Source organism: Mycobacterium sp. Aquia_213, assembly GCF_026625985.1.
Taxonomy (GTDB): domain Bacteria; phylum Actinomycetota; class Actinomycetes; order Mycobacteriales; family Mycobacteriaceae; genus Mycobacterium.
Genome location: NZ_CP113116.1, coordinates 2,647,050 through 2,662,429, shown reverse-complemented (window position 1 = coordinate 2,662,429; position 15,380 = coordinate 2,647,050). Strand labels below are relative to the sequence as shown.

Genomic DNA, 15,380 nt, shown 5'->3' with positions numbered 1-15,380 from the left:
TCAGACGATTGGCCGCCACGCGCCGAGGACAGCGGACCGGTACCAGCCCTGCCGATTTCGAATCTGAACCCCGATGACATTCTGGGCATTGACTCGGCTGTCGATGACGTGTTGGTCGTCGATGTAGATGACCACATGCGAGGCTTGGCTCTCGCTTCCGTTGGGATGCAAATAAATTAGGTCGCCGGGCGCGAAGGGCCCTGCTTTGGGGATGCGAGTGCCCATCGGACCCGCGTTGCCGTCGTATTGCTGGTGGACATCGCCGTTGAACTTGATGCCCAAACCGTAGTCGTAGACCCACGCGGTGAAATTGGAGCAATCCAGGCCTCGTCCGGAACTCCATGCAACCGACTCATGCGGGGTGTCAGTATCTGGATTCTCCTCGGCGCCACCGGCATGCGTCGAGGCTGGTGGGTCCCAGCCGGGGATGTGATGGTGACGGTATTGCAGTCCCAGCGCGTTGTCGGGTGCGTAGATGTAGCGCATGGCCGCCGCGAGGATCCGTTCCCGCTTCCACGTGTTGGCATCACAACCGGCGCCCGGCGGGATGACCGGCGGAGGTAGGGCGTCCGCTGCGGGTCCCCAGCCCTGATTCAAGTAGTGGCCCTCGGCACTTGTGCGGTACCACTCGGAGGGAGGGACTGCGCTCTGCGGCAGGCCGTCACGGCTGGCGAAATCAGCCGTCAACGAGTCTCGGGTGCACGAAAAAGGGTAGGCATCACCGGTGCCACTCCGCGAGACTCCGACGGGACCGCCGGCTAGTACCGAACCAGCTACGCAGACCGCCAACAGAATCGGGACAGGAAACTTCATTCGATGCGTCAACCGCTCTCTGCTCAATCGGACGGGCTTGACCTCCATGCCCGAGCGGTTCGATGATGCATGCACCACGCGGCATACGCCACCAGGGGAGGCCCGTAGTGAGAAAGTCCGCTAGCAAACTTTCCGCCGTCGTCATGGTGGCGTTGGCACCAATGGCGGTCACGACGATCGCGACGCCCGCGGTGAGTTCGGCCGACTGCGCCGATGGCCAGTGGTGGGACCCGACGGGCAAGGTCTGCCGGCCGCTCGGTGTCGGGCCCCAACCGTTGGCATGTGACGCGGGGCAGTGGTGGGACCCGACGGCCAATTTGTGTCGTCCGCTGGGCGTCGGACCACAACCATTGGCATGCGACAACGGCTGGTGGTGGGATCCGGGCGCCAACACATGTCGTCCGCCACTGGTACCGCCCGGCTGATTCCGGCCGAGGTGGGGGATCGCGACTAATTCGCGACGTATCGCTCTAATGTCGCCAGCGACGCGGCGAGGTAGTCCGCCGGAAAGATGGGCATCGCGCCGACCCGCTCGCGGAAATCCTGCGTCGTACCGCTCCAGTCATAGGTGAGCGTGACGTCCGTGCCGTCGGCGTTTGGAGCGAGGTCGTACCGCCACGACCAACCGCCGGGGGTGTGGTTGCCGGTGTCATCAAGCACGCCCGGCATCCACCCGATGGCATGGTCTTCGTCGAATACGTTCACGAGGTTGTAGGTCATGTAGTGCCCGCCGGCCTGCTCGAGGTACATGTTCATCGCGAAGATCTGTCCGGTGCCGCTAATGGGTGCCGCATCCTTCGCGTCGCGCACCCAGTCGCCGGGCTCGGTGTTCTGGTGGCGAACGGGATCGGCAAGAACGGCGAAGATCTGTTCCGGCCTGGAGGCGATGGTGCGTGTGACGACGTAGCGTTCGGCGTCGGCGGTCATGACTTGTCCTTTGCTGTCGATTTATCCATTCAAAGGTATGACGAACGGCGCGCCAGAAATTCATCGGTGGACCGTCGCGCAGGCACATCGGTTGCCACGTCTGCCGCACCGGCGGTGGACTATGGTGTTGCTGAATTGCTGCCGTCGGGAGGTTTCCATGGAGGGGACCCCGTTCGGCCCGTACCGCCTCATCAATTTGCTCGGCCGAGGCGGCATGGGCGAGGTCTGGCGAGCATACGACACCGTCACCGATCGGATAGTCGCGCTGAAAGTGCTCGCGGCGCATTTTGCTGCGGACAGAACGTTTCAACAGCGATTCCGTCGCGAGGCCCACTCAGCGGCACGGTTGAACAACCCGCACGTGGTGCCAATTCACACCTACGGCGAGATCGACGGGCGGCTATTCGTCGACATGCGGCTGATTGACGGCCGCGACCTGGCGACCGTGCTGGCCTCCGGTGCGATGGCTCCCTCACGCGCGGTGCACATCGTCGAGCAGGTGGCCCACGCCGTGTATGCCGCGCACAAGATTGGATTGGTACATCGGGATATCAAGCCCTCCAACATCTTGCTCGATGAAAACGACTTTGCGTATCTGATCGATTTCGGGATCGCGCGGGTTCTGGGCGAGACCGGTTTGACGGGGACGGACGCGGTCGTCGGCACGCTGCGCTACATGGCACCGGAGCGCTTCCGGGTCGGTCAGGCCGATGCGCGCTCGGACATCTACGCGCTCGCCTGCGTGCTCTATGAGTGCTTGACGGGAGGCGCCCCATTTCCGGGTGACAGCATCGAGCAACAACTGGCAGGACATCTGTCGGAGCCGCCGCCGCGCCCGTCTGACTGCGGCGCGCCGCCGGCATTCGATGCGGTCATCGCCACTGGCATGGCCAAGGACCCTGCGCAGCGCTACGCCACCCCGGTGGATATGGCGCGCGCCGCGCGCGATGCGATCACGGTGCCGCTACATCGACCGGATCCGAGTGTGGAGTCACACCCCGCCAGTGCCACTGCCCCCACCCAAGTGGACTCATTCCCGAGCGAGCCAACGCAGCAAGCGCACACACCATTGCACCCCGACCCCCCGCAGAAGACGGCGGGGAACCGCAACCGCGCCAACCGGTCTCGGATTGTCGCCGGCGCAGTGATCGCGGTGGTGGTGGTGTTGGGGGGCGCGAGCCTTTACCTTCTGCGGACACACACATCCACGACTGGATCTACGCAGACGACGGGATCTGCGCCGGCCGCACCGCCGCCATCGGCACCCAGCGGGGGAGCCACGCCTAGTGCGGGGGTCACGGCAGTGCCGAGTGGTCCTCCTACGATCGCCACCTCGGTACGGGTCGGCAATGGCGCCTTCGGCGTCGCGGTCGACGCCGAAACACACACCGTCTATGTCGCGAACACCGGTTCCAACTCCGTGTCGCTGGTCGATACCGCCAGTCGCAAGGTCACAGCCACCGTCGCTGTGGGACTCCACCCGGTGGGTGTTGCCGTGGATCCGTCGACCCGGACCGTCTACGTCACCAACTTCGATGACTCGTCGGTTTCGGTCATCGACACCGCCAACGGCACGGTCATCGCCAGAATTGGTGTCGGTAGCCATCCGGGCGGAATAGCGGTCGACCCGGATGCCCGCATCGCCTATGCCACCAACGGTGATAACGCATCGGTGTCGGTCATCGACACGACGACGCATACCGTGACGGGGACGGTGCCGACCGGAAAAGGTCCCAGCCGCGTGGCCATCGATCGGACCGCTCACCGCTTGTTTGTCACCACTGCTGATCCGACGGTGACGGTTATCGATACCACGAACCGAACCGTCATCGGTTCTGTCGCGCTTCGCGTCCACCCGGCCGGTATCGCCATCGATTCCGCATCGCACACCGCCTATATCGCCAGCGGCGATGATGCATCGGTGTCGTTCGTCGACACGATCAGCCTCGGCGTCACCGCTAGTGTGCCCGTAGGGCAACGCCCCGCAGGTGTCGCAGTGGACCCGCCGACGAACACCGCCTACGTGGCCAACTACAGCGGCGCGTCCGTATCGGTGGTCGACACCACGAGGCGCATCGTCACCGGAATCCTTGCCGTCGGTAACAATCCGCTCGCCATCGCCGTCGACCCGACTACGCACTTCGCCTACGTCACCAGCGATCTGAACCATGGCTCGTTGACAGTGATCGAACGCTGACGCTGCGCCCGTAGAACGCCGATTCAGGTAGTGAACTACTCACGCTTATCGCATTGAGTCAGTACTACTTTTCCAGCAGGCGCCAACGACGGCGCACAACAAAGAGACTGGGGGACCGATATGCCCGTACGTTGGCAAGTAGACGGCAATTGGACCATCGCAGCGAATTCTATTCAGTACTGGAACTGGAACTTCTTCACGGACCCAGGTCCGAACGGCGGACCAAACCAAGGTCCAATCGTGTTCCGGGCGATACCCAAGGGGAGATCCCAGGGCGGCAACAATACCGCCAGAAACGTCTTGGTCACATACGATTTCGCGATGTGTCGCGGCGGCCCGGGCGACGACCACGCACCCGAGGTGTTCTACGAATTCAAGGTCAGAAACGACAGCAGCATCGCCGTGCCGTTCCTACTCCAATTCGTCAAATTCAGCGACCTGCCGCTCAACACCTGAGTGAGGAAAACCATGAAAATCACTGTGCTCATTGATGATCGCTCGAACATAATCGGCACCGCCGGTAAACGGACCTCAACCAACCCCGAGGCGGGAACAGGTGGACCCATCGCTGGGCCCGGGCAGTCCGTCCGCGAAATCGAGCTGCCGAAAGAGCTTCTGGGCGTCGAGGACGTCATCGAGCTGTACCCCAAGCTACAAGAGCACCTCAAGAAGTGACGCTCAGCGTCCGTCAAGAGTCGGGCATGATCTCGACCGGATGATCGCTGAACGGCTCAATGACGACCGCTACTCGCTTCATCAGCTCGATTGAGCGGTTGGTGTCCATCACCGTCTTCACGTCACCTTCGAGGATCATGTACCCGGCGCGGCTAGATCGCTCATAGAACGCTTTCATCGATTCCACGCTGCGAAAAACCGGCACGTACCAAACACCGTCGCGTTCAAGCAAGAACGGCTTTTGTTTGCCGTCTTTGGTGTCGCCAAAAGGGGTGGAGTAGTAAACCTTGGCATCGGCGGGGGCTGTTTCGGGCTGCTTCTTCTTGAATAGGCCCACGGAAACTCCTCTTTGGCGGGCGCGGTTGGCTCTGACGACCTGGTGCGCCGCGTGGCCCGGAAGCTCCATGGTGCCAGACCGGTGAAAGTGGCGCCGACGTGTTGACGAGGCCGCGGGGATAGCTAGTTACGCGATAAGGTTCCAACCGGCAAACTAGTCTGCAAGGATATTGAACTTCAACGCCGCGGAGGGGGCGCGTTGTCGTTTCAGAGTCGCCGCCTGCATTTTGGGCTATCTGCCGTCGTCGTCGCCGCGGCAGCGTTCAACGCGCTCGCCCTGTGGGGAGTGGCGGTGGCGCGACGCGTGCAGTTTGCCCTCGAAGCATCGCTGTGTGTCGGCGCATTACTCGTTGGGCTCGTCGTCGTGGGCCGGGTTGCCGGCCTATCACGGTGGTGGCGAGTATCCCTGCTAGGGGCGATAGCGATCTTTCTGACCGCCGAGGGTGGCTCGCAGCTGGGCGGCGCCGGCCACCCCGGCGGAACCGCGCCGAAGCCTGCCGTCGTCGCCTACTTTGTCGCCGGCCTCTTGTTCGGCGTGGCGATGCTCCTGCTCGTGCGCGCCGGCAGTGGTCACGACGTCCGCACCCGGGTGCGAGCAGGGCGAGGGGTCACCACGACCGTTCTCGACGGACTGGTGACCGCGTTGGCGTTTTGCCATCTGGTGTACATCGCCCGCTTGGGTGCCATGGGCGGCGCCGCGCTGCCACGGTCGACTAATACCGCGGTCGTTTATGGGATCGCCGCTATTGAGCTCGTCACGGTGGTGGGCGCGGTTCTGCTGGCGATGTGGTGGCCGCCGTACCGGCCGGGCCGGGCGAACTACATGCTGCTTGCCGCCGCGGTGATCACCCTCACCTCCTCGGACAGGCTGCTCGCCTACCTTCGGAGCGTCGGTGTGACGGTGCTGGATCTGTGGGTCGGCATCGGATTCGTCATGGCTCCGCTGTTGATCGCGTGGAGCCTGCTCGTACTACCTCCGCGGCCCCGCCCTCACGACGACGACAACAACGAGGAGCCGACCAACTGGGCACAGCTGACGCTGCCCTACGTGGGTTTCATGGGCAGCACGGCCCTGCTCACTTTTCAAGTGCTGGTCGGACGGGGGATCGACGCACTATTCGCTAGCACCTACTTGGCGATGGCGTTGCTCGTCGCGACCCGCTACCTGGTGGCCATGCGGGTGCAGCGGATGCTGACCGAACAGATCGTCGACGCCAAGCGCCGCCTTGCCTATCAGGCTCACCACGACGCACTGACCGGCCTACCCAATCGATTGCTGTTGGCCCAACGGCTGGACGAAGCCATCCGCGGCGGCCTGTTCGTCTTGATCTTCGTCGACATCGACGACTTCAAAGACGTCAATGACCGTTTCGGGCATGCGGCCGGCGACGAGTTGCTGTGCGCGATCAGTGCGCGCCTACAGAGTTGCCTTGGCCCCGCCGACACACTGGCCCGCATCGGGGGAGACGAGTTCGCCATCCTCAGTGCCGGTGCTGTCGGCGCACCGGAGATGGTCGCCGACCAGCTCCGAATGGCTCTTCGAAGTCCGTTCTCGGTGCAAGGGACTTCGGTGCGGGTGCGTGCCAGCATGGGCCTGGTAAGTCCCGGTTCCGACGACGTTCCGCCGACCTCCGACGAGCTGCTCAGACAGGCCGACATCTCGATGTACACCGGCAAGCGGCTGGGCAAAGACACTGCCGTGGTGTACCGCCCGGCATTCAGTGTCTCGGAGGATTTTACGACTGCACTGCGACAAGCGAACGGCGCTGTCCCGCAAGGCTTTCAGCTCAAATATCAGCCCGTGGTGACCCTCCCAGACGGCACGCCGGTCGCCGTCGAGGCACTTGCCCGGTGGACGGCACCGAGCGGGATAAAGATTCCTCCCCAAACCTTCGTCTCGCTGGCTGAAGCCAACGGCATGGGGGCACGACTCGATGCCTTCGTGCTCGATCAGGCCTGTGCGCAGATCCAAGCCGCGGGCCTCGATCTGGATCTTCACGTCAACATCGGTGCCGCGCGGCTGGGCAGCGTTGATTTCGAACGCACCGTCAGCCGCACACTCGCACGGCACGGGCTGTCGCCACATCGACTCGTCCTGGAGATCACCGAGACGCTCCCCATCGTTGATCTCGCCGAGGGAGCGGCCGCCATCAGACGGTTGAACGAACTAGGCATCGGACTGGCGTTGGACGATTTCGGCACGGGTTACAACTCGTTGACCTACCTGCACGAGCTGCCCGTCCAAATCGTCAAGCTCGACCGTGGCCTCGCGGCGGGCGTCGAGCCGGGTCGAAACCTCACGCTGTACCGGTCGGTCATCGGCTTGTGCGAAGCGCTGGGACTCAAGGTGATCGCCGAAGGTATCGAAACCTCAGAGCAGGCGGAAACGGTCTTCATGGCCGGATGCGGATTGGCGCAAGGCCACCTATTCGGCGCCGCAGCTGCGCTCGCTGATATCGCCGTATCTGCTACCCGCAGGTAAGCGTCGAGGTGCTCTGGCTCGCCGTCTGTAACCGCCTTGTAGGTTCGTTCGGAGCTACGAAGACCACGCGCCAGACACCCGGGGGACGCCTATGAGACCGATCGCATACCACCACGCGGCAGTCGTCGGCCTGGCCGCCGTCGCGCTGATCACCGTGGGCTGCAGCAATGGCGGCAAGAGCGTCGACGCGTCGGCACCGCCTCAAGTCGGGGTGAACACCACGTCCACGTCTCACGCCCCAGCGCAGCCCGCCGAGGTGAAGCTCACCGGAGAGAGCGGAATCGAGGTGACTCTGACCGGCCCGATCGCTGCCAAATACTCGTCGGCAACCGAGAGTCAGAAGCAAGCTCTCGGCAAGCCCCTGACGGGTGACCGCAACGCGGGAACCCGGGAGAGCGGCGTGGTATTCCAGCAGTTCCAGGGCGGCGCGATCACCGCCAAGAACAACCAGCCCGGCACGCCCGCATTCATCATCCTGGGCAAGATCCGGGAGGCCTGGAATATCCCACGCGACCCGGCCGGCGCGCCCGCGGTCACCGGCACGAACGGTTCGGCAGGTCCGCTGGGCTTACCCACCAGCGACGTGAACACCGTCGGCGACCTACAGGTGTCGACCTTCGAGCACGGCAAGATCGAGTTCAACCCGACGACCGGCCAGGTCGCGGTGACGGTCAACGGCCAGGTCGTGCCATCCGGGCTCTAGCTCGAATTGCGGGCAGCGATCTCGCCACTACCGCACATCGACACTTGGAGGGCTTGCATGGAGGTTCCACTGGCCGCAATCGGAAGCTAGGACGTCGTTGACGTCGACTTCGAGTCCGCCGACCTTCGGCCCGGGATTGGACGAGGTGCTCACGACTCGCTGGTAGAGAACAGCGGCGGGGTGGACCTGATTGCCGGACCAGGCTCGAGTTTGCCAAACCCAGCGGCGGCCAGGTGTGCTCGAAGACCCAATAACGCCATCGGCCGTGGCCCACTGACACACCCTGACGCCTCCGTAGACCCCGGTGCGTTGGACCCCGAGAACCGAGTTGATTCCGCGAAACCATTGCAGCGCGGTGCGATTCCAGGTGTCGCGATTGATGTCCTCGTCGACGGTGAAGAAAATCGGTGCACCCTGGCTGCCGCCCGCGGCGGTGTGCAGCTGCCAGGCGGTGCGCGCGTCCGCGATGCCGCCGGCGTAGCCCCGCGTGAAGTCCGACGGTGCCGAGCTACCTGGTTTGCCGTATTGGTAGTTACTGACGATCACCAGGCCTGCGGCTTTCAATGAGTCGGCGTAGGGCCGAGTGATCGGCTTGGCACCAAACGATGAGCCAGGGCGCGACTCCGAAACGTAGTTGACCACCCCGCTATAGCCGGCAGCTCGGATCTGCTGCGCCGGAATCTGGCGCGCGGCGAAGTCGATCAGTTGGGGAGGAGCGGCGGCCGCCACCGTGGGCATGCCGCAGGTCACCGATGCGGCACCCAGACCGGCCAACGCCGCAGCGTAGCGCAGCGCATCCCGCCGCGATACGACACGCGGTCGCGCGGTACTGGCCATCGGGGGCAAAATGTGCACCGCGCGATGTTAACGATGTGACTGTTGTTACCGATAGACCTGCGCCAGCCGAAACGCGGGGCCATTCCCAAATGGATACCGAGCCGTGACCGTTCGGCTATACCCGCGAAAGGGCATGCGGGGGAACGATTTATCCCACAATCGCCCGCGCTGCGCGCTCTGCGATGAGCATGACCGGCGCGTTCGTGTTGCCGGAAATGATGGTGGGCATCGCCGAGGCATCGACCACTCGAAGGCCGGCGACGCGATACACGCGGCAGTCGGTGTCGAGCACCGTGGCGGCCGAATGCGGTCGCCCGTGGGCGTCAAAGGCTCCCATCGTGCAGGTACCCACCGGATGGAAAATAGTCGTACCGAGTTCACCGGCCGCCTTCTGCAGCTCTTGATCGCTCACCAGTTGGGGACCGGGTAGCAACTCCTGAGGGCGGTAGCGGGCTAAAGCCGGCGCCGCCATGATCTGCCGGGTCATCCGGAGGCCCCGCACGGCGATTTGACGGTCGGCGTCAGTCGACAGGTAATTGCAGAAGATCTTCGGGTAGGTCAGGGGATCTGCACTGGCCATACGCACATGGCCTCGCGAGCTGGGTCGCAGATTGCAGACCGAAGGAGTGATCGCTCCGAAGGGGTGCAGGGGTTCGCCGAACTTCGGCAACGACAAGGGCTGCACATGCCACTCCAGATCGGCACTTTCCAGCGCGGGATCGCTCTTGGCGAAAGCTCCTAGCGTGGAAGGCGGCATCGTCATGGGCCCCGATCGCAACAGCAGATACTGAATTCCCATGCCCGCACGGCTAATCCAGTTCCGGTACAGCGTGTTTACGGTCGGGGCGCCCCGGACCCGGTAGATCGTTCGAATCTGCAGGTGGTCCTGAAGGTTTTCGCCCACGCCTGGCAGATCGACGGCCACCGGCACTTGATGCTGGGCAAGCAGCCCGGCTGGGCCCAGACCCGAAACCTGCATCAGATGCGGTGAGCCAATAGCTCCGGCGCTCAGGATCACCTCGTGGCGCGCTCGGACGTCGACGATGTGGCCGCCTTGGAGCAACCGCACACCGATGACGCGGCGCTGGGCCGTGGTCCAGGCACCGCGCCGCTGATCCTCCGGGACGTGGTCGTCCATCAGAAGCTGCAAGGCCTGGGTTTGCGTGTAGACGGTGAGGTTCGGCCGGTGGGCGATGGGATGCAAGAAGGCATCGGCCATCGACCAGCGACGGCCACGCCGTTGATTCACGTGAAAGTACGCAGAGCCGGCGTTGACGCCCCGATTGAATTCATCGATCGGAAAGATGCCGACCTCGGCAGCGGCGGCCTGCCAGGCGTCCAAGATCTTCCAGCGCACACGTGGTCGCTCGACGCGGATCTCACCATGGGTGCCGTGCCAGTCGTCGGCGCCGCCGAAGTAGTCCTCCAACTTTTTGTAGATCGCCAGTGTCTCGCCAGGACCGTCCGGGCCGCCCCAAAGCCATCGCTCGTCACCGGTGGCCCGCGCCCACAGGTCGTAATCGCTGGCCTGACCGCGCATGTGGATCATGGCGTTGATCGACGAGCAGCCGCCGATCACACGGCCCCGCGCGTAGTGAATGCTGCGGCCGGCCAGGCCAGGGTCGGCCTCGGTCGTGAAGCACCAGTCGGTGCGGGGATTGGCGATTGTGTACAGATAGCCCACCGGCACCTTGATCCAGAACCAGTCATCTTTGCCGCCGGCCTCTATCAGGAGGACACGGCGATCAGGGTTGGCGCTGAGCCGATTGGCGAGCAGGCAGCCTGCGCTGCCTGCTCCCACGATGATGAAGTCGAATTCGGCGACCGGGCTCATTCCGGGTATCAATCCTCCATAGCGTCGGATGCGAGTCCTAGTGTGCGCGATGACCACCACATCTCGTCGAGGAATCATTGGCCTTGACCCTGCACGTTGTCTTCGACATCTCAAAATTGTTGTAGCACATGTAAAAACGGAATCATTTGCGAGCAAATTCCTCTCACCGCACAGTGCGGGGAGCACGATTGTGTGCTGCGACCGTTAAGGTTCGTTACCGCAATCGTGATCTCGCACGCGTAACTTTGGACCTCCGCGAAGGCCGAAGCCTTCGACCTTCCCAATAACGCCTATCGGGCGTCCGCAAGCCTGGGGGCTGATATGACCACCACAATCGCCGCGCACAACCCAGTCGACCAAGACGCGCCCGACGCGCGTGACGATGTCCTTTTGGCAGTCGCAAACATGAACGCAATTGGCCGGCGAGGGGACACCGTTGTCGTCGAATTGAATCCGCGCTGGCGACTCACGGAAGAAGCGATCGTGCGCGCGGCGGTCGCGGTGATTTTGGTGGCCCTTGTGACGGTGATTGGCGTCGCCGCGGTCGCGATCTTGACGCTGAGTTAGCACCGGATACGGCACGGACGGGCGCGCCCCGTCGGTCTTGGTAGTCGACCTGTCTACCTGGCAATATGCAGCGGCTTACTCCCTGCGCGGAGGGCCCGCTTGCGCCATGAGCAACGGTGGCCTCGCGGCAACGTCACCCTGGGTAGGACGCCGGAAGAATTTCGTGGCGAGGCGTTCTCCGAGCAGGCTGTAGATGCCGCAAGAGCTTTCCAGCCGTGCAGTGACCGTCGACGAGTGCGCCGCAGGTCGTGTCGAGGCGCTGGGAGAGTCCTGCGAGGGTACGGGCGGCGAACTTGAGCAGTTCGGTTTCCTGGCCGATGACGGTGAGCAGAGCGTAGTGGCGGCGCGCCGCTGAGCAGGGCATTTCGCTTTACCCAACCTGACATAATGTCGCTTATCGGCATAAGCCATATGCGCAGTTCGACTTGAACGCCGATCAAGTCCCGCCGCGCAGGCCCATCTGACGGGCTCCTCGACGACGCTTAGTCGACTCACCATGGCCCATGCAACGACGGCCGCGCCATGGCCGCTGTGGCGGATCATGCGATCCTTAATGGAGTTAGTTGGCGAACCCTAATCGAGTTAGTTAAAGGCCCATTGCCCCATCCGCGAGATCTATCGAAAAACGTCACTGTGACGAATTGCTCTGCGCGACAGGGCTCTTCAGGCTCCATAATTGATCCGACGCAAATCGGGCAACGTGTCCACATCGAGCCGGCGACCGCCACCCCACCCGCGCCGGACCGGATTCCGGAGAGCGCCAACGCCGGCGACAGCCGTGACCACCGACTCGACACCCATGCCCCTGCCGCCGGTTCCCTTCCCCGCCCGGTGTCGACAAAACGTCACTGTGACGAATGGCATTGGGCTGCACGACTTTTGGGTGCCACGTCACAGTCGCAGCCCGCATCGACCGAGAGGTTCTGACAGAATCCGAGGGCCGGCTCATTACAGCTTATTGAAAATCATTAGCATTACGGTCACCGCCCCACCCGGACCTCGGCAGCCGATGAGACGTGAAGGACAAGTGTGCGAGCGATCCCTGTCATCTGCCTGACGGGCCATCTTGGTGCCGGCAAGACCAGTCTGCTCAATCATGTGCTTCGCAGCCCGGGAGCCCGAATCGGCGTCATCATCAACGACTTCGGTGAACTCAATGTCGATGCCATGCTGGTGACCGGGCAAGTCGACGAGCCTGCCTCCATCGCCGGCGGGTGCATCTGCTGCCTGCCCGATGACGGCGGGATCGACGAGGCATTGACCAAGCTCGCCGATCCTCGACTCAATCTGGATGCCATCATCGTCGAGGCCAGCGGTCTGGCCGAACCTGTTTCGGTCGCCCGGATCATCGGTTTCAGCGAGGTAACCGGCGTGCGGTTCGGCGGACTGGTCGATGTCATCGACGCCGCGACACACTTCGACACCGTCGACGTCGGCCAAACGTCGCCGGCCCGCTACGGCGCGGCTTCTCTTGTCGTCGTCAACAAACTCGATCAACTCCCCCGCGACGATCGGACTGCGACTGTCGAGCGGATCCAACGACGCGTGCGAGAACGCAATCCACGTGCCACCGTCGTCGGCGCGATCGGCGGCCAGATCGATCCTGCAATGCTCTACGACGTATCGGGAGCAAACGAAGAGTGGGGCCAGCTCTCCTTGCGCGAACTGCTCGTCGATGCCCCGACCTATCACGACCACGACCACGACAACTCCCAAGCCGACTCGGTCACCGCGACGAGCGAAGGCGAAATCGACCCGGGCGCGCTGATCGACTTGCTCGAGGATCCGCCTGCCGGGGCATATCGGATCAAGGGTGCCGTGTCGGTGCGATACGGAGCAGCCACCCACACGTATGCGGTCAACCTGGTCGGCTCGGTGATTCACATTGCGATCGCACCACCAGGGATGTCAGCCAACTGTCTCGTAGCGATCGGGATGGGCCTCGATACCGATGCCGTGCGCGCTCGACTCGATACCGTACTGCGCCCCTTCGCCGGCCCGGCGACTCTCGCCAATGTTCACCGCCTACGACAGTATCGTCGGCGTAACCTCTGATTGAAAAGCCCAGCACCCCAACAGATTACGTCACAGTGACGTTTGACTGTCTGGCCCACCGTCAACTCGTCCGCCCGCCGCCGCTCCTCAAGTCGGTCGTCGGCACGAGTTGGCAGAAGATAGCAGGATCGGAATCTTGTAAGGATGGTTCTATGACCGCCCAGCAGCATCCTTCGCATGAATCGCTATTTACCCCGACCACCATCGGAGGTGTCGACCTCACCAACCGTGTCGCTCTATCGCCGATGACCCGAGTGAGCGCGACAGCCGAAGGCCTGGCCACCGATCGGATGGGCACCTACTACCGGATTTTCGCGGAAGGCGGTTTCGGTCTGCTGATCACCGAAGGCATCTACACCGACGAGCAGGCCAGCCAGGGCTACCTCTTCCAACCCGGAATCGCAACCGCCGCGCAGGCCAAAGCCTGGCAGCGGATCGTCGACGGCGTCCACGCCGCCGGCGCGAAATTCTTTGCCCAGCTGATGCATGCCGGCAGCCAGTCACAAGGCAATCCGCGCACCACCGCTACCTGGGGGCCGTCCGCGGTCCGACCGAAAGGCGAGCAGGCCGCGAACTATCGCGGTTCCGGGGCGTACCAGACTCCTGACGAGATGACCACCGAGCAGATCGGTCAGGTCCGCGCCGGATTCGTCAACGCAGCGCGGATGGCGCGCGACGCCGGGTTCGATGGCGTGGAGATCCACGGCGCCAACGGCTACCTCGTCGACGAATTCCTCACCGACTACCTGAACACCCGCTCTGACGAATACGGCGGCAGCGTCGCCAACCGGGCCCGGTTCGCAGCAGAGGTCTGCCATGACGTCGCCGACGCCGTCGGCGCCGACATGGCCACCGGTATTCGTATCTCGCAGGGGAAGGTCTCCGATAACCGTTACAAGTGGACTGGCGGTGAGGACGACGCGGCCGTCATCTTCAGCGCTCTGGGGGAAACCGGCATCGATTACATTCACACCACCGAATACCGTGCCCTGGCACCCGCTTTCGGAGGCACCGGCAAAACGCTGGCCGAGCTTGCCAAGCAATACAGCGGACTCGCGCTCATCGTCAATGGCCACCTCGACGACCCGCGCGACGCAGCCGCCGTCATCGACTCCGGAATCGCCGATGTCGTCGCCCTGGCCAAACCCGCGCTGGCTAATCGGGATTGGCCGCGTCGGGTTCAGACCGGCCGACCGCTCACGCCTGACGCGCCCGCCGAGCTGTTCGGGCCCATTGCCGACATCAAGGATTCGGAAGTCGTCCCTCTGGACGATTAACCGGTCGCGACGACCGACGCCGAGTTCCAGGGAGCCAGGCGTTCGGACGACCCGTTCGATTCGGGCAGATCGTCGCTGACGTCCCACGTCGCCGAGAGCCGGCCGACTCCCAGAGCTATCGCGCAGTGCAGGCCGAGCTCGACCAGCTGGTCCTCGCTGAAGTGCTTGCGCAACTCGTCGTAGACCGCGTCGTCGATCGCGAGATGGTTGGTCGCGAACAACTCGGCGAAGCGAAGAGCCGATCGCTCGGCGTTCGACAAATTGTCCGCGTCGGCCGGTCGCTCCAGCGAGCACACCGCATCCTCGTCGAGCCCGTCGTCGATCGCGCTCTGGTAGCGGACCGCGATGCAGCTTCGGCACTGGTTGAAAAACGCGATGCGCAGCCGCACCAGTTCGAGCAGCCGGGGCGACAAACTTCCATTGGTACGAAGCGCAGCGGTCAACGCGCCTAGTGCCTCGGCCGCCGCGGGCAGGCGACTGACGATGGAAGCGACGCCGAGGTTGATCCGATCCCCTTGACCGAGGTCTGCGGTCGGCACCTCGGCAAAGGCGGTGGATGGCGCGATTCGTGTCACTTCATCGTCTCCTATGAGCACCTGTCTGGGCCCCTGAAGTATCGCCATTCCGGCGGCCACAGGCAATCATCGCGTCGGCACGAATCCGCATGCGCCGGCAGC

16 protein-coding genes are annotated in these 15,380 nt (G+C 63.6%); 10 read left to right on the top strand and 6 right to left on the bottom strand.

Annotation, left to right across the window (positions count from 1 at the left end; genetic code table 11):
• A complete protein-coding gene (locus LMQ14_RS12460) occupies positions 1-687 on the bottom strand; it encodes an NlpC/P60 family protein (protein ID WP_267735010.1) in 687 nt (228 codons plus the stop codon).
• Positions 688-956: 269 nt separating this feature from the next.
• Here LMQ14_RS12460 and LMQ14_RS12455 point away from each other — a divergent pair, with 269 nt between their 5' ends.
• Positions 957-1,238: a hypothetical protein gene (locus LMQ14_RS12455; protein WP_267735482.1), complete on the top strand. Its 282-nt coding sequence runs from the start codon at positions 957-959 to the stop codon at positions 1,236-1,238.
• A 25-nt stretch (positions 1,239-1,263) separates the two neighbouring features.
• Here LMQ14_RS12455 and LMQ14_RS12450 read toward each other — a convergent pair whose 3' ends face one another.
• Complete coding sequence (locus LMQ14_RS12450) at positions 1,264-1,740, bottom strand: ATPase (RefSeq protein ID WP_267735009.1); 477 nt, start codon at positions 1,738-1,740, stop codon at positions 1,264-1,266.
• 157 nt (positions 1,741-1,897) lie between these two features.
• On the opposite strand from LMQ14_RS12450, the gene LMQ14_RS12445 reads away from it, so the two are divergent.
• The 3 genes from LMQ14_RS12445 (at position 1,898) to LMQ14_RS12435 (ending at position 4,612) form a co-directional block, all read left to right on the top strand.
• A complete protein-coding gene (locus LMQ14_RS12445) occupies positions 1,898-3,937 on the top strand; it encodes a serine/threonine-protein kinase (RefSeq protein ID WP_267735008.1) in 2,040 nt (679 codons plus the stop codon).
• Positions 3,938-4,258: 321 nt separating this feature from the next.
• Positions 4,259-4,393: a hypothetical protein gene (locus LMQ14_RS12440; RefSeq protein ID WP_267735007.1), complete on the top strand. Its 135-nt coding sequence runs from the start codon at positions 4,259-4,261 to the stop codon at positions 4,391-4,393.
• 12 nt (positions 4,394-4,405) lie between these two features.
• Complete coding sequence (locus LMQ14_RS12435) at positions 4,406-4,612, top strand: hypothetical protein (protein ID WP_267735006.1); 207 nt, start codon at positions 4,406-4,408, stop codon at positions 4,610-4,612.
• A gap of 13 nt (positions 4,613-4,625) precedes the next feature.
• Here LMQ14_RS12435 and LMQ14_RS12430 read toward each other — a convergent pair whose 3' ends face one another.
• Positions 4,626-4,949: a hypothetical protein gene (locus tag LMQ14_RS12430; protein WP_267735005.1), complete on the bottom strand. Its 324-nt coding sequence runs from the start codon at positions 4,947-4,949 to the stop codon at positions 4,626-4,628.
• 198 nt (positions 4,950-5,147) lie between these two features.
• On the opposite strand from LMQ14_RS12430, the gene LMQ14_RS12425 reads away from it, so the two are divergent.
• Together LMQ14_RS12425 and LMQ14_RS12420 are read left to right on the top strand one after the other, a co-directional pair.
• Positions 5,148-7,430, top strand: coding sequence for a putative bifunctional diguanylate cyclase/phosphodiesterase (locus LMQ14_RS12425; protein WP_267735004.1), 2,283 nt, complete (start codon positions 5,148-5,150; stop codon positions 7,428-7,430).
• 91 nt (positions 7,431-7,521) lie between these two features.
• Positions 7,522-8,133: an LGFP repeat-containing protein gene (locus LMQ14_RS12420; protein WP_267735003.1), complete on the top strand. Its 612-nt coding sequence runs from the start codon at positions 7,522-7,524 to the stop codon at positions 8,131-8,133.
• Between the two features lie 27 nt (positions 8,134-8,160).
• Here LMQ14_RS12420 and LMQ14_RS12415 read toward each other — a convergent pair whose 3' ends face one another.
• Both LMQ14_RS12415 and LMQ14_RS12410 read right to left on the bottom strand, forming a co-directional pair.
• On the bottom strand, positions 8,161-8,970 hold the full coding sequence (locus tag LMQ14_RS12415) for a DUF1906 domain-containing protein (RefSeq protein WP_267735481.1): 810 nt from the start codon (positions 8,968-8,970) through the stop codon (positions 8,161-8,163).
• A gap of 148 nt (positions 8,971-9,118) precedes the next feature.
• Entirely contained in the window at positions 9,119-10,804 is a 1,686-nt protein-coding gene (locus tag LMQ14_RS12410) for a GMC family oxidoreductase (RefSeq protein ID WP_267735002.1), read from the bottom strand.
• Positions 10,805-11,125: 321 nt separating this feature from the next.
• On the opposite strand from LMQ14_RS12410, the gene LMQ14_RS12405 reads away from it, so the two are divergent.
• The 4 genes from LMQ14_RS12405 to LMQ14_RS12390 all read left to right on the top strand — a co-directional run bounded on the left by LMQ14_RS12405 (position 11,126) and on the right by LMQ14_RS12390 (position 14,703).
• Positions 11,126-11,371 carry a hypothetical protein gene (locus LMQ14_RS12405; protein WP_267735001.1) on the top strand — a complete coding sequence of 82 codons (246 nt, stop codon included), beginning with the start codon at positions 11,126-11,128 and terminating at the stop codon, positions 11,369-11,371.
• Positions 11,372-11,564: 193 nt separating this feature from the next.
• On the top strand, positions 11,565-11,726 hold the full coding sequence (locus tag LMQ14_RS12400) for a hypothetical protein (protein WP_267735000.1): 162 nt from the start codon (positions 11,565-11,567) through the stop codon (positions 11,724-11,726).
• A 674-nt stretch (positions 11,727-12,400) separates the two neighbouring features.
• Entirely contained in the window at positions 12,401-13,426 is a 1,026-nt protein-coding gene (locus LMQ14_RS12395; RefSeq protein WP_267734999.1) for a CobW family GTP-binding protein, read from the top strand.
• A 152-nt stretch (positions 13,427-13,578) separates the two neighbouring features.
• Positions 13,579-14,703, top strand: coding sequence for an NADH:flavin oxidoreductase (locus tag LMQ14_RS12390; protein ID WP_267734998.1), 1,125 nt, complete (start codon positions 13,579-13,581; stop codon positions 14,701-14,703).
• On the opposite strand, the gene LMQ14_RS12385 is transcribed toward LMQ14_RS12390, so the two are convergent.
• Positions 14,700-15,278: a carboxymuconolactone decarboxylase family protein gene (locus LMQ14_RS12385; RefSeq protein ID WP_267734997.1), complete on the bottom strand. Its 579-nt coding sequence runs from the start codon at positions 15,276-15,278 to the stop codon at positions 14,700-14,702. The genes LMQ14_RS12390 and LMQ14_RS12385 overlap by 4 nt on opposite strands.
• Positions 15,279-15,380: the final 102 nt, after the last annotated feature.